Genomic DNA, 17847 nt, shown 5'->3' with positions numbered 1-17847 from the left:
CCGCCCGGGTATCCGGAGTTCGCGCCACCGCCCGCGTCGACCATGGTCGACGAGTCGTCGGGGACGCTCGTGCCCGGCGGGTTCCACGGCGTTCCCCACCAGGCCCGGCTGGACGACTCGGCCGAGTCCCGCTCAGGGCGTGTCTGGGGAGCCGCGGTAGTCGATGCGGAAGATCCTGCTGCCGCCGCTGCCGCTGGTCGTTCGGGTTCGGCGTCACCCAGGCCGCTCCTTGCCGCCGGCTGCACGGCAGTCTGGTGAGTGGCGGGGTATGGCTCCACCTCCGGTGCCGTCCAGACCGGGGTGTCCTGCCCGGAGCGGACGCCGTCGCCGCCGTCAGGCGCCCGCGAGTCCGAGGAACGTCCATCCGGGGAGGTGAAGGGGGGCCGCGTGTTCATGGTAGAAACCTTCCCCTCACAAGCTGAGCGAAGACTGAAACGCGACCAACAGTCGGCTGAGACGCGGCGCGTGGGGAGCATCGTCCCGACGTGGTCAATGCGGTGTCGACGGTTACGGCAACCGCCGGGTACGCCGTGCCGGTACCCGTGAGAAAGTGTCTGAAGCTCGTCAACCTGTTCTCCTGTCCGAACATCCAGCTGCCCGAGTGGCCGACCCACTGACTCACTGGCCCGTCACACGATGGCGAACGTCGTGGCCGCTTTGGCTGCCGGGTCGCCTGATTCACAGACTGTGACGACCGGACGATGACGAGGCCGCTGCCCCGAGCAGATGGTCACGCAGCCCGGGAAGGCGCCTGTGAAGGCGTTTTCAGTAGCCTCCCAGCTGCGCTTCGGACTGTCCCCAACACGTTTCATAATGCTCGGAGAAGTGCGGTTGCCAAAGCGCTCGCGGGTTCACCGTGACCGCGAATCATCACATGGCGTGGCGGGCCTCGCGCTGCCAACGCTGAGCCGGGTGCGGACGGCACTGCTGGAGGCCACTATCGACGGGCCATGGGCGGGCGTCGCGGGCGGTCTGCTCGTGTCCTCGGTTGGGCTCGGGCTGGCACACCGGGGCTGGTTGTTGACAGGCGGGTGGCCATCCGGCGCACGCTGCACCCACCTCACTGTGGTCGGTTGGGCGCACGCTTGGGCGATCAGGTGAAAGTGAAGATTCGTTCGGGTGGGGTGGGGCGTGTTGTGCTACTTGAACTTGTTGCGGATACGCTGAATCTCGCTGTTCTGACGACATCGACACAACCAGTGCCGTGCGCGTGTGACCGGAGGATGCCCGCGTGGTCCGAGGAGACCCCGACCCCCGGGGCGACCGACGAGATGATCCTCGAGGTGACCCCTGGGTGAATTCGCGCGGGACGCCGCGTGGTGACGATGCCACCACGCGGCGTCCCGGCCACTCGGGGCGTCCGCGGTATCCGGAGTCGAGCGGGCCGCGGCCCCTGATTCCTGGCTCCCAGCCCGCTGCTGGCGAGCGGCCCGGCTCGCCTGTCCAGCCACTTGGCCCATCGCCGGTCCGCGCCGGTGATCCGGTCCGTCGCGGGCGACCGGTCAGCGCGGGCCGGCGCATGGTGGCTTTTGGCACGCTGCCTGGACGCACCGACCAGCTCGGACGGCCCGTCGCTGGCAGGGTGGGTGGGGCCGGCGATCGTCCGGCCGCATACCTGCCGGGTGGAGCCACTGGCGTTACCGCCACGGTGGACGGTGGTCGCGCGTTGCCGAGTGCCCCTGACCCGCTGGACACGACCACGGTTGTGCGCAGGCCGGTCACGGCGTCCGTGGCGGAAGGTGTTGATCATCGGTTCGGTCGCCGCTCCGTGCCTGGGCCCGTGCCTGGGCCCGGACCGGACGCCCGTGGCCGGATGGCAGAGGTTCCTGGACCAGGCGCCGTCAACGGCACCGTCACAGGGCCGAGGCCTTACACCGGTCCTCCGACGGAGGGCTTCGACCCGTTCCCGGCTCGCGGTCGCGACGCGCCGAAGCCGGTCGCCGCGGCCAGGCCGGGGGTGCTGCCCGGGTCACCCATGCCACCGGCTGGGGGTGGGCTGGGGCCGGCTTCCGCCGTGGCGGGCAGGAGCGCGGCGACGGGTTCCCGCCGGACGGGCGTTGGTGACCCGTCCCGTGCCACAGAACCTGCCGGCCACGGGGCGGCTTCGGCCGACCGGGTGGACCGATTCGACCAGACCGACCAGACCGACCAGGAGGAGATCGACAGCACCGGGCAGTTTGCCAGGATTCCTGGGAACGGCGACGGGACGGGCGCGGGGGCGACGGCCGCGGCCTGGGATCCGCGGGTCACGGAAGGCCGGGCCGACGCGCGCGCTGGGTCCGGCGGTACGGGTTCCCGACCGGTCGAGGATTTCGCCGCCGATTTCGCTCAGTCGGTTCCGTCCGGTGTGGAGGTTGTGTCCGGCACCGCGCGATCCGCGGGTGCGGGAACCCGCGGGCGTCCGGTTGGAATCGTAGTGAATCTGCTTCTTGTCGTAATCTTTTTGATCGTTGGCTTCTCTGTCGGGCAGGCGCTTGCGGCGCCGGGGTCGGCGAGCGCACAGTCACGGGTTGGCAACTGGGCACGCGATCATCATCTGACGTTCCTGGTCGACACTGCGGGGAAGTTGCGTTGACCGGTGGTATCGCAGGAACACGTGACGGTCTGCCAGCACGATCAGGATAAAGCGGAAAAACAGCCGAAAAAGGTACTTAGGGTGCTCGGCAACAGAAGCTGTGACGTCGTGGGGCTGGGGCAGGCGCCCCAATCCCACTCCTTGATCCACACCCCTATTGCCGGGCGCTCTTAGCCGCAGGTTTTTGATTTATGTTCTACTGTTGCGGAAAACATTTGACGCCAGGCTCTTGCGTTCGGAGGCATTCGCGTGTCGAATCGGCATCGACGAGTCTGTCGCATTCTGTCACACAGTGCGCGGCTTCACGTGATGTCGGCTGGGTATCGTCGCAGCCTGTCACCCGCGGCAGGAGGGCCTGTGCGTCCACATCCCGCACGTCAACATGCTACTGGTCCGCGTGTCATCCGTCCGGTCGCGCGTCGGGCAGCGGACACACCCATCGCCGATCCCGGCGGTTACGCCGGGACCAGTATCCCAGGCGAATTCGATCTTAACCGATTCCCCGCTCCGCCCGGTCGGGCGCCGACCGCGGACGAGATCGACGCGATAGCGCGAGCGGTCTTCGCGAGCCCGTTGGTCGCGCTTGTCCCCCCGGGCCGGCTTCAGGTGACTTCGATCAGAATTTCCACCGGCCCGCCGGACTGGGCGTTCGCCGCGCTCCTGCCACGTGATATTGATCTTGATCCAGCGGTGGCCGTACTCCGTTTTGATGTCAGCGGAGGCTGGGTTCTCGATCAGGTGGGCACGGCCGAAGTGGGTGTCGGGCGGTTTCCCGTCCTGGGTGCCGACGCGTCTGATCATGGTGGGCGGTAGGGCGTGCCGGCTCCTGTACCCAGCGGGCCGATGGTGGTGCGATCATTGTTCTTCCGTGCCGTCGGCCCCCTGAATTCCTGGGCCGTCGGCGGGATACTGTCATGAGGGTGTCCATGTCGGCGGACGGAGCTGACGTCTCCTCCACTGCGGCCGGGTGGCTGCGAGGCCTTTCTGACGACGAGCTGACTCGGCTTTTCACGCTGCGTCCTGATCTGGCCACGCCGCCGCCGCCCGACTTCGACGTCCTCGCCGCCCGCCTGGAGATCCGGGTGAGCGTGACGCGCGCGCTGGAGCGGCTTGACACGTTCACCCTCGAGGTCTGTGAGGCACTGACGCTGCTTCCGGCGCCAGTGAGCATCGATGATCTATGTGGGTTCTGCGGGACCGCGGCCGTGGCGGCAGCGCTGGTGACATTGCGCGAGCGGGCGCTGATCTGGGGGGATGACAGCGCCATCCGGCTCGTCGCAATGGCCCGTGACCTTCTCGGTGAGCGCCCGCTCGGCCTCGGCCGGCCATTACGTGTGTGTGTGGCCGGTCACCGGCACACGCACCTCGCGCGCCTCGCGCTGGCGGTCGGTGTCGCTTCCCAGCGGGACCGGGGCGGAGCGGGCCGCGGCTCTCTCCTTGACGAACTGAGCGCCGCGCTGGCCGCCCCGGATCGGGTTGCGGCTCTCGTCGAGGAATGCGGTCCACGGGCTCGCCAGCTTCTCGACCGGCTCGCCGCCGGGCCGGCGCTCGGGCACACGGGCGACGCGCGACGGCTGCTCGCCGCGTCCGACGCTCACACACCGGTGGAGCAGCTGCTGGCCAGGGGGCTGCTCATCGGCATCGACGAGACCATGGTTGAACTCCCTCGGGAGGTCGGGCTCGCGCTGCGTGGCGACCGTCCGGGCGGGGTGCTGCATCCCGAACCGCCGGTCCTGACCGGCAAGACGATCGATTGTGTTCAGGTGGACGGTACAGCTGCCCTCGCCGCCGACACGATGATCCGTCTGGTGACGACACTGCTGGAAGCCTGGGGCACGGCCCCGCCCACCCCGTTGCGCACCGGTGGCCTGAGCGTCCGGGACTTCCGTACGGCCGCGAGGCTGCTCGATGTCGCCGAACCGACCGCGGCGCTGGTGATTGAGACCGCCTACGCGGCGGGGCTGGTGGACACCGCTCCCGGGGCCGATGTAATGATCATGCCTACAACCGCCTATGACAGGTGGTGTGTGGACACTCCCGCGATGCGTTGGGCCACGCTGGTCGAGGCCTGGCTGTGTTCTCCGCAGGTGTCGGGCCTGGTGGGGGAGCGCGACGACAAGGGCCGTCAGCTTGCCGCGCTCTCCGTCGAACTGCGCCGCCAGCACGCACCCGAGCTGCGCCGCCTCGTGCTGGACGCCTTCGCGACGGTGCCGGTGGGGCTTGCGCCGACGGCCGAATCGGTGCGGGCCCTGCTTGCGTGGCGGATGCCTCGCCGGGGTGGGCCGCTGCTGGACCGCATGATCGACTGGACGTTCACCGAAGCGGATCTGCTCGGTGTCACCGGGCGCGGTGCGCTGTCCTCGGCGGGGCGGGCGCTGGTCCGCGGCGAGGGCAAGGACGGGGACGGAGCCAGCCGCTCGGACCTGGCTGCCGCGCTCAGCCCGATGTTGCCCGAGCCGGTCAGCGAACTTCTGGTGCAGGCTGACCTCACCGCGGTGGCCCCGGGCCCGCTGGTGCCGGAGATCGCCGCGGAGCTCACGCAGATGGCCGACGTCGAGTCGGCCGGTGCGGCAACGGTCTTCCGCTTCTCTGAAGCATCCCTGCGGCGTGCGCTGGATGCCGGTCGGGTCATCGAGGATATTCGCGACTTTCTGGCCCGGGTCGCTCGCGGGGGTATTCCGCAGACGCTGGACTATCTTATAAATGATGTTGCTCGTCGTCATGGCCGGTTGCGGGCGGGGCCCGCCATGGCATATCTGCGCTGCGACGACACCGCTGTGCTCGCGGAGGTGGTCGCCTCGCGGCGAACCCAGACGCTCGGGCTGCGGCGGGTCGCGCCCACCGTGGTGATCTCCGCGCTGCCTCTGCCCAAGCTGCTGGAGGGCCTGCGCGCGGCCGGGTTCGCCCCGGTCGGTGAAGGGCCGGACGGACGTGTGGTCCTGCACCGACCGGAGGTGCACAGAACGCCCGGCCGGCCGCGCCCGAGTAGCGCGGAGTCCGTGGGTGTTCGCAACGAGCAGTTCCGAGATGTGGTACGGATGGTTCGTCGTGGCGACGACAGTGCCCGCGCGGCCCGTGCGGCCAGCGCCGCGATCGGTTCGGTGCCCGACCGGATGGTGCGAACGGCTCCGCTGATCCTGGTGACTCTGCAGGGAGCGGCGCGGACCGGCCGCCGAATGTTGCTTGGCTATGTTGATCAACAGGGGAAGTCGAGCGAACGTATTGTTCGTCCGATGGTTGTTGATGGGGGTTGGGTGACCGTGTGGGATGAGCGTGCCACGACAACCCGGCGCTTCGCGCTGCACCGCGTCACCGGTGTCATGGACGTTGAGGATGTGCTCCCGGCCGCTGGGTTCACCGATTACGGCTGGGCGGTCGAGCTGAGTGCCGCGGATACTCTGCCGGGCGTCACCGAAGGCGGTATGGCCGGCGCTCTTGCCGATGCCGGAACGGTCGGGTCGATGCCGGTACCAGACCGGCAATACCCGGAATTCCTGGATCCGGAGGACGTTACGGACCTGTCATGACGGCAGCTGCCGCTTTGTGGGCTTGGTGCTTCGTGGGCTTGTCGGTTCGGCGGCGGGTGGTGCACGGGCGGTGCGTCCCTGGTTGCAGCTGCCACGGGCCCGTTTTCCCGCTGGGGATCCTCGCGTCCGGGCTGTCATGAGGCCTTCGGCTCAGCTGCCGGCGAACATGCAAGAATTGCTGGGCGGGTTCGGTTCAGGTTGACAGAGGCAGCGCGCGTCCAGAGGTCACGAGAAGTTTTGGGAGGTCGGTGAGAAGTGGCTGATGGTCCATTGATTGTCCAGTCGGACAAGACCATGTTGCTGGAAGTCGACCATCCACTGGCCACGGACGCGCGGGCGGCGATCGCCCCGTTCGCGGAGCTGGAACGCTCCCCCGAGCATATGCACACCTACCGGATCACTCCGTTGGCACTCTGGAACGCCAGGGCTGCCGGTCATGACGCGGAGCAGGTCGTCGACGCACTTGTTCGCTTCTCCCGTTACGCGGTCCCGCACGCGCTGCTCGTCGACATTGCCGACACGATGGACCGTTACGGCCGTCTGCGGCTGGAGAACGATCCGCAGCGGGGCCTGGTCCTGCGGACCATCGACCGCGCGGTGCTCACCGAGGTCATCCGTTCCAAGAAGGTCCTGCCGCTGCTGGGCCAGCGCCTCGACGAGGACACGGTCGCGGTGCACCCGTCCGAGCGGGGACGGCTCAAGCAGGCGTTGCTCAAGGTCGGCTGGCCGGCTGAGGACTGCGCCGGTTACGTCGACGGGGAGGCGCATCCGATCGAACTGCGCCAGGACGGCTGGGAGCTGCGCGGCTACCAGAAGGGCGCGGTCGCGGGTTTCTGGGAGGGCGGTTCGGGCGTGGTGGTGCTGCCCAGCGGCGCTGGCAAGACCATCGTTGGTGCCGCCGCGATGGCCCATGCCCGTACCACGACCCTCATCCTGGTCACCAACACGGTGGCCGGCCGGCAGTGGCGCACGGAACTGCTGAAGCGGACGTCGCTCACCGAGGACGAGATCGGCGAGTACTCGGGTGAACGCAAGGAGATCCGGCCCGTCACGATCGCCACCTACCAGGTGATGACTGCCCGTCGCAAGGGCGAGTACCTGCATCTGGATCTGTTCGGTGCCCGTGACTGGGGATTGATCGTCTACGACGAGGTGCATCTGCTACCCGCGCCGGTTTTCCGGATGACCGCTGACATCCAGTCCCGGCGGCGGCTCGGTCTGACCGCGACGCTGGTCCGAGAGGACGGACGCGAGGGCGACGTCTTCTCCCTGATCGGTCCCAAACGGTACGACGCTCCGTGGCGTGAGATCGAGGCCCAGGGCTGGATCGCTCCGGCTGAGTGCACCGAGGTGCGGGTGACACTCACCGAGGACGAGCGGATGGCCTATGCGGTGGCGGAGGCTGAAGAGCGTTATCGGATGTGCGCGACCGCTTATAGCAAGCGGGCGGTCGTGCGGCGGTTGGTCGAACGACACGCGGGCGACCGGGTGCTCGTCATCGGTGCTTATCTTGATCAGCTTGATCAACTTGGCGAGCTGCTCAACGCCCCGGTCATTCAGGGGTCGACCCGTAACCGGGAGCGTGAGCGTCTGTTCGAGGCGTTCCGCAGCGGAGAAATCATGACCTTGGTCGTCTCAAAGGTCGCCAACGTGTCGATCGACCTGCCCGAGGCCGGGGTCGCCATCCAGGTGAGCGGGACCTTCGGGTCACGCCAGGAGGAGGCGCAGCGCCTTGGGCGGGTGTTGCGCCCCAAGGCGGACGGCCGTGGCGCGCATTTCTACACGGTGGTCTCCCGGGACACGATCGATCAGGAGTACGCCGCGCATCGCCAGCGTTTTCTGGCGGAGCAGGGCTACGCCTACACCATCGTGGACGCGGACGACATCCCCGATCCAGCTTAGAACTGAGAGCTTAGAGCGACCGGCAACAGCGGCGCGGCAGGGCCTGTCTGATAGATCTTCGGTCGCTTCGCCCCCCGCACGAACGCTTCGCGTCCGTGCGGGTCCCTGCTGTCGATGCCTGCATCGACCAACATCTATCAGATGCGTCCTGGAGTCAGTTCTGGTCTCTTGTCCGGTCTGGTCTTTTGTCCGGGTGATCCGAGACAATGTGATCTCTGCCAACATGATCTGGACAAGTCGTCATTCTGGTTGTGGAGGGTCGATCAGGCTTGCCGGGATGATCGTGCAGGCAACTGGGCTGGTCACGGTGAGTTCCTGTGACCCGACCGCGGACCCGGCCCGGACGTAGGCCCCGCTGACAAGATCGTAGGCGTCGATACTCGGGGTGCCGGGGTCGACCAGCCAGTAGCTGGGGACACCGCGGTCACGGTAGACGTCGAATTTCAGGGTTTGGTCGTAGCGACGGTTGTTGATCTCGGCGACTTCCACGACCAGCAGTGGCAGATCGGTGATGCGGCGGGGACGGTCGTCGTCAGCCGCTGCCGCCACAATGATGTCGGGCACGATCTCGCTGCGGGGCTCAACGCGAAGGCTGACCCCCCGGGTGTGGACGCGCATGTGCGAGGGGGTCGCCTCGATGAGCAGCCGGACAAGACGCTTGGTTACCCTGGTCTCCAACGGTGTCGGCCATGCGCGGATCAGGCACATCCCGTCGATGAGCTCGAAGCGAGGATCTTCAAGGCCGAGCTCGTCGAGGTCGGCGACGGTCAGCGGTGGGGCGGGCAGCACCATGGTGGGGCGGTGCGAGCGCGGCATGGAACCAGGCTGGATCACTCCAGTAATGGTGCCGCTTCCAGCCTCGGCTGTCGAAACCTCCGGCGCCGGTATCCGGACTCAGCCCAAACCACGGGAGTCCTGCTTGAGCGCGGTGTCGATGGTCAGCGCGGAGGCGACCACCAGACTGCACAGCGGGTCGGTGATCGGCCGGTGGATCTGCACCACGTAATTGTCAGCGGTCGTGAACATCGTGCGGGCCAAGCCCTCCCAGGTCTTGGTCACCCGGGCTATCTCGGTGTCGGTGTGGTCGACGATTGAGAAGTTCCACGCCCGCCAGTTCTCTGCTTTGATCATGCCGACAGGGGCGCCAGCGCTTTGCAGGGCAAAGCGGATCTTTCCGAAGACGTTCTGTTGGACGATGTCACCGATCTCGGCTCCGTCCGGCCGAGAGACGATCACCCTCGATTTGAGGAGCTTCGCCGGCCTGGTCAGGACGAGTTGCGGAACTCCGGCGCTGTCGCGGACCTCGAGCCGGTGGGTGAAGAACTGATCGAGTGAGCTGACGAATCGCACCGCTTTCTTGATGGTGCTCTGACCGACCTCGACGACCGATCCGATCTGGTTACCGGACTGGTCGAACACCGCGTACTCGTTTGTCAGCTCGATGAGTTTGGTCTTCTGGTTGACCACGAGGACCGGTTCGGTGAAGAGCGTCCCCTGTCCGCTGTGGACGGGGCTCAGGCCTGCCCCTTCCCGCACTTGGCGCCGGATCCGATCCGGGGTGTAGTTGGTCCGGACAGGTTCCGGCTGGTAACCCTGGGGACTTCCCCAGCCCTGTGGGGGCACTCCAGCGGACGCCCCCGGCTGGGTGCTACTCACCTGGTCGGTCCATAACCCGCCGTCCCAGTAGCGAAAAGGATGCTGGCCGGAGGGATCCGGGTACCAGCCGGCCGGTGGCATGGTCTGGGTCATGTTGTGCACACTCCCACAAGTCTTGCCGGTCGCAATCGCCCATCGCGCATGGTGATTGATGTGCTAATCGTGCCATGGCAAAGGGGCGGCCCCGAAACAGGACCACCCCTTTGCGCCCACCACCGGCTGGCTTATCGCCGGCCGGCTTACGACCAGTTCAGACCGGAGGGCCGAACCTCGAACCGTGGACTCAGAAGTCCATGTCACCGCCGCCACCGGGAACCGCCGGGGCCGGGTTCTTCTCCGGCTTGTCGGCGATGACGACCTCGGTGGTAAGGAACAGCCCGGCGATGGACGCGGCGTTCTGCAGCGCGGAACGGGTGACCTTGGCCGGGTCGATGATGCCGGTGGCGATCAGGTCGACGTACTCACCGGTGGCCGCGTTCAGGCCATGGCCGGCAGGCAGGTGACGGACCTTGTCGACCACGACGCCGCCTTCGAGACCGCTGTTGTAGGCGATCTGCTTGATCGGCGCCTCGAGAGCCAGCCGGACGATGTTCGCCCCGGTTGCCTCGTCCCCGGCCAGGTCGAGCTTCTCGAACGCCGTGACCGACGCCTGGAGCAGCGCGACGCCACCGCCAGCGACGATGCCCTCCTCGACCGCGGCCTTCGCGTTCGAGACGGCGTCCTCGATGCGGTGCTTCTTCTCCTTCAGTTCGACCTCGGTCGCGGCACCGACCTTGATGACCGCGACGCCACCGGCGAGCTTGGCCAGCCGCTCCTGCAGCTTCTCGCGGTCGTAGTCGGAGTCCGACTTCTCGATCTCGGCACGGATCTGGCTGACCCGACCGGCGATCTGGTCGGGGTCGCCGGCGCCTTCGACGATGGTGGTCTCGTCCTTGGTGACGACGAACTTGCGGGCCTTGCCGAGCAGGTCGAGCGTGGTGCTCTCCAGCTTGAGGCCGACGTCCTCGGAGATGACCTGGCCACCGGTGAGGATGGCGATGTCGCCGAGCAGGGCCTTGCGGCGGTCACCGAAGCCGGGGGCCTTCACCGCGACGCTCTTGAAGGTACCGCGGATCTTGTTGACGACCAGGGTGGCCAGGGCCTCACCCTCGACGTCCTCGGAGATGATGGCCAGCGGCTTGCCGGCCTGCATGACCTTCTCCAGCAGCGGGAGCAGGTCCTTGACCGCAGCGATCTTGCTGTTGACGATGAGCACGTACGGGTCGTCGAGGACGGCTTCCTGGCGGTCGGCGTCGGTGACGAAGTACGGCGAGATGTAGCCCTTGTCAAAGCGCATGCCCTCAGTGAGCTCGAGCTCGAGACCGAAGGTGTTGCTCTCCTCGACGGTGACTACGCCTTCCTTGCCGACCTTGTCCAGCGCCTCGGCGATCAGCGCGCCGATCGCGGGGTCGCCCGCGGAGATGGACGCGGTGGACGCGATCTGCTCCTTGGTCTCGACCTCCTTGGCCTGCTTGGAGAGCTCCTCCGAGACGCGTTCGACCGCGACCTCGATGCCCTTCTTCAGGCCCAGCGGGTTCGCGCCGGCCGCCACGTTGCGCAGACCCTCACGGACCAGCGCCTGGGCGAGAATGGTCGCGGTGGTGGTGCCATCACCCGCGACGTCGTTCGTCTTCTTCGCGACTTCCTTGACGAGCTCCGCACCGATCTTCTCGTACGGATCCTCGAGCTCGATCTCCTTGGCGATGCTCACGCCGTCGTTGGTGATTGTGGGGACGCCCCACTTCTTCTCCAGAACGACGTTGCGACCCTTCGGGCCGAGCGTGACCTTTACGGCGTCGGCCAGCTGGTTCATGCCGCGCTCCAGGCCGCGCCGTGCCTCCTCATCGAAGGCAATGATCTTCGGCATGGTGTCGGGGTCCTCCCAGGGGAATGGCTGTTCAATGACCTGGCCAAGACGACGCCCGCGACGGACGGCCAGCTGGCCTCGTCGCTCAGCCTTGGCACTCGGAGCTGGTGAGTGCCAGCTCCTGTTTAGCACTCGAGATGGGTGAGTGCAAGCTCGCCCCCTGTCGCGGCGTGCCGCCGCGGGGCCGCGGGCGGGGGCCGACCGGCTGCTGTCATACGGCCCATGAACCGCGGGCGAATCCTCGGTGCCGCGATGCCTCCACCACCCGGTGTCAGGGACCACCGCCGAAGAGATCCTCTCCGGTGCTGTCCCGGTTGCCGTCGATCGTGCGGCGGTAGGGGCTGCGTCGGGGTGTGCGGGTCGGGTCGATCCAGGCCGGGGGGATTCATGCGGTGAGCAGCTCGGCGTCGGACAGCGACCAGACTGTCGCCTGCGTCAGGGCGTCCACACCAGTGGCGACCGCGTCCAGCCCGGCGAGCATTGGATGCTCTCGGGCTGGGTCGGTGGCGGTGGCGCTCTGCATAGATCAACGATAGTCCGAAACGCCCCCAAAGTCGAACATTTGTTCGTGTAGGGTGCACATGTTAGCCCGACCGCCGCTGGATCCACATCGTAGGCCGACCGACCTTGCCTGCCAGGCGCTCTGCAGCCTGTTATGGATGCGGAGCGTCAGGTCCGACAGTAGACCTCGCGACGATGTGCAACACGAACGATGAGGACAACAAGGACATCATCCTGCATTTCATAGATCACGCGGCAGTCTGCGATCCTGATCCGTAACGTTCCGGGGTGGCCTTCGAGCGCTGTGGTCTCAGATGCTCTGGGGTCGTCGACGAGGCGGTTGATGGCCGGGTGTCAGCGTTGTTGGACCTGCGAGGCAGCCGGCGGAAGCAGCGGGCGGCGGCGGCCTTGACCACTCGATACTTGTAGGTCGCGCTCAGTCGGGCTCGGCTTGTAGGCCATCCCATGTTGCCGCGCGTTGTCCAAGGCCGCGGTTAACGGCTGCAACCGTTCCACGTAGCCCAGGCTTGTCAGCCGCAACCGGCGGCGTCCCAGGTTCCTCAGTCACCAAGGCCGGCTGCTTCGAACGCGATCAGTGACGGGCGGATGGTCGCGGTCGGCCGGCCCTGCGACATGAGCGGATCGAGGGTCTTCAGGCCGTCCCCGGTGTTGAAGATGACGGTCTCGGCATCGGGGTCGAGCAGCCCCTCACGCAACAGCCGCCGCAGGCAGGCGACGGTGACGCCGCCGGCGGTCTCACCGAAGACGCCCTCGGTGCGGGCGAGCAGCCGGATGCCGTCGACGATCTCGGGGTCGGTGGCGTCGGTGATCGCACCGCCCGTCCGCCGGGCCACGTCAAGCGCGTACGGGCCGTCCGCGGGGTTGCCGATCGACAGCGACTTGGCGATCGTCGACGGTTTCACCGGGGCCACTGTGTCAGCTCCGCGGGCAAAGGCCGCGGCAACCGGATTGCAGCCCGCAGCCTGGGCGCCGAAGACCCGGTACGGCGTCGGTTCCACCAGGCCGAGGCGGCCGAACTCACCGAAGGCCTTGTCAATCTTGGTCAACAGCGACCCGGAGGCGATGGGCACCACGACCTGCTCCGGCAGCCGCCAGCCGAGCTGCTCGGCGACCTCGTAGCCCAGCGTCTTGGAGCCCTCCGCGTAGAAGGGCCGCACATTGACATTGACGAACGCCCACTCGTACTCGCCGGAAAGTTCGCTGCACAAACGGTTGACGTCGTCGTAGTTGCCGTCGATCGCAACCAGGGTGCCGCCGTAGACGGCGGTTGACACGGTCTTGCCGTCCTCGAGGTCATGCGGGATAAGTACTACTGAACGTAGTCCAGCGGAAGCGGCATGTGCTGCCACGGACTGGGCGAGGTTGCCGGTGGAGGCACAGGCGACGGTGGTGAACCCGTGCTCACGGGCGGCTGACAGCGCCACCGAGACGACCCTGTCCTTGAACGAGTGGGTGGGGTTCGCGCTGTCATCTTTGATCCACAACGTTCGGATGCCGAGCTCCTCGGCAAGCCTCGGGGCCGGGCGCAGTGGTGTCCAGCCAGCCCCGAGGGAGACCCGGTGCGCGGGATCGTGGCCGGCGGGAAGGAGGCCGACGTAACGCCACAGGTTGGCGGGACCGGCCTCGATGGAAGCCCGGGTGACGCGGCGCAGCAGGGACTCGTCGTAGGCGATTTCCAGCGGGGCGAAACACTCGACACAGACGTGCGTCGGGGCGAGCGGGGATCTGGCGCCGCAGTGACGGCAGGCCAGGGAGATCGCCGGATTGGCGGCGGATTCCGGATCGATCGTTGCGGGGCGCTCGGGCGCGATGGTCATATGTGAAACTCCTCATCTTCCCCGAGAGCCCATTGCGTCTCAGGACGGAATTAGCACCTGCCGCGCACGGATGCGGGTGGTTGCCGGGGCTTCACTGGGCCGGTCCCTCTGCCCCTCTGGATGAGCCGGATGAAGTTGTCCCCGTACTGTAGACCGAGTGCGGCGTGATGTGCACCGTTGGTTCGAGCGTCGGACGTATGACGGGCGTGACTTCTCGCCCGTCGGTCTGCTGGCGCGGAAGGCGGAAACGATCAGTGTGGTGCTGCCCGCGTTGAACGAGGCCGCCACCGTGGGGCGGATCGTCTCCGCGATCAATCGTGATCTTGTTGTTGCGGTGCCTCTGGTGGACGAGATCATTGTCATCGATCCGGGGTCGGTCGACGCGACCGCGACCGAGGCGGCCGCCGCGGGTGCGGCGGTGATTGCGGAGGAGGAGATCCTCGCCGGTTACGGGCGGATCGCGGGCAAGGGCGAAGCCCTCTGGAAGTCCCTGTACGCGGCCTCCGGGGACATCGTGGTCTTCATCGACGCTGACCTGGAGGACTTCGACGCCCAGGTGGTGACGGGGCTGTTAGGGCCGCTGCTGACCGACGCCGAGGTCTCCTACGTCAAGGCCTCCTATGATCGGCCACTGCTGGGCGGCCTGCTGCCCGGCGGCGGTGGCCGGGTCACCGAGCTGGTCGCGCGGCCCCTGCTCAACATGTACTGGCCGCACCTTGCCGGGCTGATCCAACCGCTTGCGGGAGAGTTCGCCGGTCGCCGTGCCCTCCTGGAGCGGCTGCCGTTCGTCTCCGGCTACGGAGTCGAGTTCGCCCACCTGGTGGACGTCTTCTCCGTCGCGGGCGCGGATGCCATCGCACAGGTCGAGGTCGGGCGAAAGATCCACCGCCATCAGTCCGACGAGGCTCTCGGACGCATGGCAGCCGAGATCATCCAGACGGCGTGGAGTCGGCTCGGTGTCCACAGCCCGGTCCCGGGACAGACGCTGACCCAGTTCCGCCGCTGCGACGGTGGGCTTGAGCCGCATACCCACAGCGTCGCGGTGCATGAGCGTGCCCCGATGATCACAGTTGCGGAGTATGCCGCTCGCCGGACGTCTCGTCGGCGACGTGCCGTAGAAGATCACCCGTCGCCGACGGCGTGAGAAGGTCGCTGACGCCGGGAGCAGGTTACCGGCGGCGTGAGCGGGAGGATATCGCTGATGGGCATCCGGGTCGTGTATACCGATCTTGATGGGACCATGGTCGGGCCGTCCGGGTGCTTCTTCCAGAACGAGGATCACTCCACCACCCTTGATCCGGCGCACGCCCTTATCGGCCTGCACCGGGCGGGCATCGCGCTGGTGCTGGTCAGCGGCCGGACCCGACCGCAGCTTGTCGAGGCCAGCGCGATTTTCGGCGCGGACGGTTTCATAGCCGAACTCGGCGCGATCGTCGGCTGGGACCACGGGCGGGGCAGCCGGATCCTGCGCGGAGCCATGCCTGACGATCTTGACCGGATTCCGGATCCGCTCCTCACCGCGCTGATCGAACGGTATCCGGGGCGTCTGGAGGCGTATCGTCCCTGGGACCCCGGCCGCGAGGTTGACGTCATGCTGCGGGGCAACATCGAGGTGGCCGAGGTGAACGCATGGCTTGTGGCGGAGGGCTTTGACTGGTTGACCATCCGCGACAACGGCATCATCTCGCGGGCCGTCATGCCCACTCTGGATGATGTTCCCCATATTTACCATCTTGTTCCCGAGGGCGTCAGCAAGGGGGCCGCGGTGGCCTTCGACCTGGCCCGTCGCGGGCTCCGGCCGGAGCAGGCGATCGCGATCGGCGATTCCGCCAGCGATCTGGTCATGGCCGGCCAGGTCGGGCGCATGCACCTCGTCGCGAACGCGCTGCGTCACAGCGATCTCGTCGCGTTGCTGCCCGGTTACGACAATGTCGTTGTGGAGGATGGCGGGTTTGGCTCTGGCTGGGCCAGCGCGGTCCGCTCGGCGCTGCCGACCGCGCGGCCTGCCACTATCTGATCCGCCGCCGGCCGCATGAGCGGCCCGGCCGGCTGGTCGGGAATCGTGCCGTCGGCGGCCGTGCTGGCAGCGGCCGGACGGCTGAGCAGGAGGTGGCCGAGAACCGTGAGGAGGAAGAGGACAGCCGCGATCGTGTAGGAGTTCCCGATCAGCAGCTGCCAGCCATGCCAGGAGTACTCGCGGTTATGTTCGTACGGCAGCCACCACATCGGGGCGAGGACGAGCAGGGCGAAGCCGCCGAGTGCGGCGAACCGTCCCCCGCGCGGCCGGGCCGGGCCGGCCAGCCAGGCCAGGGCGGGCAGTGCCCACAGCCAGTGGTGGGTCCAGGAGATCGGCGAGACGAGCAGTCCGGTGATGCCGCACACCGTCCAGCCGAGCAGGGGCTCATGGCGGCGGGTGGCCGCCACCGCCAGTCCGATGCCGGCGGCCGCGGTGCTCAGTGTCACGAGCCGAAACCAGGTCTCATCGTGTATGGCATGACCGGCGAGCCGGGTCGCGACCCCGGCCAGCGACTGGTTGCCCGCGTACGCGACCCCACCGACGTGGGACGGGTCGAGTGCCAGCCGGGTCCAGAAACGCGCCGAGTCAGTGGGTGTGGCCAGGGCCGCGAGCGCGGAGCAGGCGCTGAAGGAGAGCGCGGCCCAGCCCGCGTCCCGGCGTCTTCCCGTGCAGAGGAGGTAGGGAATGAAGATCAGTGGGGTGAGCTTCACCGCCCCGGCGATACCGATCAGTATGCCCGCGGGCAGTGGCCCGGATCTGCGGCGCAGGTCGATAATGATCAACAGCATGAGTGGAATGTTGATCTGGCCATAGGCGAGGTTGCTGCGGATCGGCTCGGTGGCCAGTACGCCCGCGGCCAATACCGCCAACGGCAGCGGGCGGGACGTGAGCAGGCCGGTCCGGGCCACGGCGAGCACCTGGCGGGTCAGCGCAGCCAGGCACGCCAGCAGGGTGACTGCCCAGATGAGCTGGGCCGCCGGTTTCGGCAGGACCGCGAGCGGACCGAAGAGCAACGCGGCGAACGGCGGATAGGTGAAGGGCAGGCCGGTGCCCGGCATGATCTGGTCGTACAAGGGCAGCCCGTGCAGGAACGCGTCGCCGCCCAGCCGGTACACCGCCAGATCGATCCGGGTTCCGAGGGCGAGCAGCGCGAGCAGACCGAGCAGGCTGGCTCCGAGCAGGATCGTGGCCATGTTCGGGCGCGCGCGCATGCTGTCCCCCTTTCCCGTGTTCGTCCGTCCTGACCGGATCCTGACTGACCCCCGCGGCCGCGAGCAGCCGTGGGGGTCAGCGCTTGAGAGCCGTCGTGGACCACCCCTCCCGCCGTCGGGTGAGGATGACCACAGAGATCAGAACAAGGCCGAGAGTGCTGATGGCGATGAACGGTGCCTGGCGCTGCAGCCACGGCGTGGCGCCGGGCAGGTCGGCAAACAGAAGTTCGCAGTGCGGAAGGGCGAGAAACGCGCCGACCGCCGACACCGCGCCGAGCGCGCTGGTGCGGGCCCGGTCAGCGGCCATCGCGAGTGGTATGAGCCCCCAGGCCAGGTACCACGGGTAGAGGACGGGACCGAGAATCGCCAGCGTCAGCAGGCCCCAGCCGACAGTGGCGGTGAGGTCCCGCCCGCGGATGGTCGCCAGCAGCCGCAGCATCACCCCGGCGGTGAGCACGATGCCGGCGGTTCGGGTCAGGTTCAGCGCCTGGGAAAAATTGATCTTCATGCTGGTGACGTTGTTCAGTTTTGTGAGAGCGTCGGCGAGGCCGACAGTCGGTGCGTACAGGGTGAGTCCAGCGGCAGGCGTAGCCGCTGAACGTAACCAGCCTAGTCCGTCTGGAATCAATACCACGAAGAGCAGCCCGGATGCGCTGACAACACCGGCGTCCCGCGCCAGCGGCCGCAGCCGCGCCCACAGCCGTGAACGCGCAC

The 17847-nt window shown here is 67.6% G+C and carries 14 protein-coding genes, 1 pseudogene and 1 riboswitch; of the genes and pseudogenes, 6 read left to right on the top strand and 9 right to left on the bottom strand.

Annotated features, from left to right (window positions below):
- Nucleotides 1-395: pseudogene (locus MJ783_RS08565) on the bottom strand (hypothetical protein); the annotation flags it as partial.
- Nucleotides 396-1813: 1418 nt separating this feature from the next.
- On the opposite strand from MJ783_RS08565, the gene MJ783_RS08560 reads away from it, so the two are divergent.
- From MJ783_RS08560 to MJ783_RS08545, 4 genes are all read left to right on the top strand, one after another.
- Nucleotides 1814-2575, top strand: a complete 762-nt coding sequence (locus tag MJ783_RS08560) for a hypothetical protein (protein WP_239309813.1) — start codon at nucleotides 1814-1816, stop codon at nucleotides 2573-2575.
- A gap of 357 nt (nucleotides 2576-2932) precedes the next feature.
- A complete protein-coding gene (locus tag MJ783_RS08555) occupies nucleotides 2933-3388 on the top strand; it encodes a hypothetical protein (protein ID WP_239309811.1) in 456 nt (151 codons plus the stop codon).
- A gap of 101 nt (nucleotides 3389-3489) precedes the next feature.
- Nucleotides 3490-6102, top strand: coding sequence for a helicase-associated domain-containing protein (locus tag MJ783_RS08550; protein WP_239309809.1), 2613 nt, complete (start codon nucleotides 3490-3492; stop codon nucleotides 6100-6102).
- A 255-nt stretch (nucleotides 6103-6357) separates the two neighbouring features.
- Nucleotides 6358-8004, top strand: a complete 1647-nt coding sequence (locus MJ783_RS08545) for a DNA repair helicase XPB (RefSeq protein ID WP_239309808.1) — start codon at nucleotides 6358-6360, stop codon at nucleotides 8002-8004.
- Between the two features lie 240 nt (nucleotides 8005-8244).
- Here the strand turns inward: MJ783_RS08545 and MJ783_RS08540 are convergent, their stop codons facing one another.
- From MJ783_RS08540 to thrC, 6 genes are all read right to left on the bottom strand, one after another.
- Nucleotides 8245-8820, bottom strand: a complete 576-nt coding sequence (locus tag MJ783_RS08540; protein ID WP_239309806.1) for a Uma2 family endonuclease — start codon at nucleotides 8818-8820, stop codon at nucleotides 8245-8247.
- A 78-nt stretch (nucleotides 8821-8898) separates the two neighbouring features.
- Nucleotides 8899-9753, bottom strand: a complete 855-nt coding sequence (locus MJ783_RS08535) for a phospholipid scramblase-related protein (protein WP_239309804.1) — start codon at nucleotides 9751-9753, stop codon at nucleotides 8899-8901.
- Nucleotides 9754-9943: 190 nt separating this feature from the next.
- The gene (groL, locus tag MJ783_RS08530; RefSeq protein ID WP_239309802.1) at nucleotides 9944-11566 is read right to left on the bottom strand and encodes a chaperonin GroEL; all 1623 of its coding nucleotides are present in this window, start codon (nucleotides 11564-11566) and stop codon (nucleotides 9944-9946) included.
- Between the two features lie 385 nt (nucleotides 11567-11951).
- Nucleotides 11952-12089, bottom strand: a complete 138-nt coding sequence (locus MJ783_RS08525) for a hypothetical protein (protein ID WP_239309800.1) — start codon at nucleotides 12087-12089, stop codon at nucleotides 11952-11954.
- 146 nt (nucleotides 12090-12235) lie between these two features.
- Entirely contained in the window at nucleotides 12236-12412 is a 177-nt protein-coding gene (locus MJ783_RS23610) for a type II toxin-antitoxin system RelE/ParE family toxin (protein WP_370651565.1), read from the bottom strand.
- Between the two features lie 215 nt (nucleotides 12413-12627).
- Nucleotides 12628-13905 carry a threonine synthase gene (gene thrC, locus MJ783_RS08520; protein WP_239309798.1) on the bottom strand — a complete coding sequence of 426 codons (1278 nt, stop codon included), beginning with the start codon at nucleotides 13903-13905 and terminating at the stop codon, nucleotides 12628-12630.
- A 9-nt stretch (nucleotides 13906-13914) separates the two neighbouring features.
- Nucleotides 13915-14032, bottom strand: a riboswitch (SAM riboswitch).
- 30 nt (nucleotides 14033-14062) lie between these two features.
- Between thrC and MJ783_RS08515 the strand changes: the two genes are divergently transcribed.
- The gene (locus MJ783_RS08515; protein ID WP_239309797.1) at nucleotides 14063-15049 is read left to right on the top strand and encodes a glucosyl-3-phosphoglycerate synthase; all 987 of its coding nucleotides are present in this window, start codon (nucleotides 14063-14065) and stop codon (nucleotides 15047-15049) included.
- A gap of 57 nt (nucleotides 15050-15106) precedes the next feature.
- Nucleotides 15107-15922 carry an HAD hydrolase family protein gene (locus tag MJ783_RS08510; protein ID WP_239309824.1) on the top strand — a complete coding sequence of 272 codons (816 nt, stop codon included), beginning with the start codon at nucleotides 15107-15109 and terminating at the stop codon, nucleotides 15920-15922.
- On the opposite strand, the gene MJ783_RS08505 is transcribed toward MJ783_RS08510, so the two are convergent.
- The gene (locus MJ783_RS08505; RefSeq protein ID WP_239309795.1) at nucleotides 15826-17133 is read right to left on the bottom strand and encodes a glycosyltransferase 87 family protein; all 1308 of its coding nucleotides are present in this window, start codon (nucleotides 17131-17133) and stop codon (nucleotides 15826-15828) included. The two genes, MJ783_RS08510 and MJ783_RS08505, sit on opposite strands and share 97 nt — an antisense overlap.
- Before the next feature lie 76 nt (nucleotides 17134-17209).
- The coding region (mptB, locus tag MJ783_RS08500; RefSeq protein ID WP_239309793.1) for a polyprenol phosphomannose-dependent alpha 1,6 mannosyltransferase MptB at nucleotides 17210-17847 on the bottom strand (638 nt) is incomplete at its 5' end.

Origin of the sequence: Protofrankia sp. Cj3 (genome assembly GCF_917627355.1) — a bacterium.
Classification (GTDB): Bacteria; Actinomycetota; Actinomycetes; order Frankiales; family Frankiaceae; genus Protofrankia.
The sequence above is the reverse complement of the archived record's forward strand: the minus strand, read 5'-3'. Positions and strand labels throughout refer to the sequence as shown.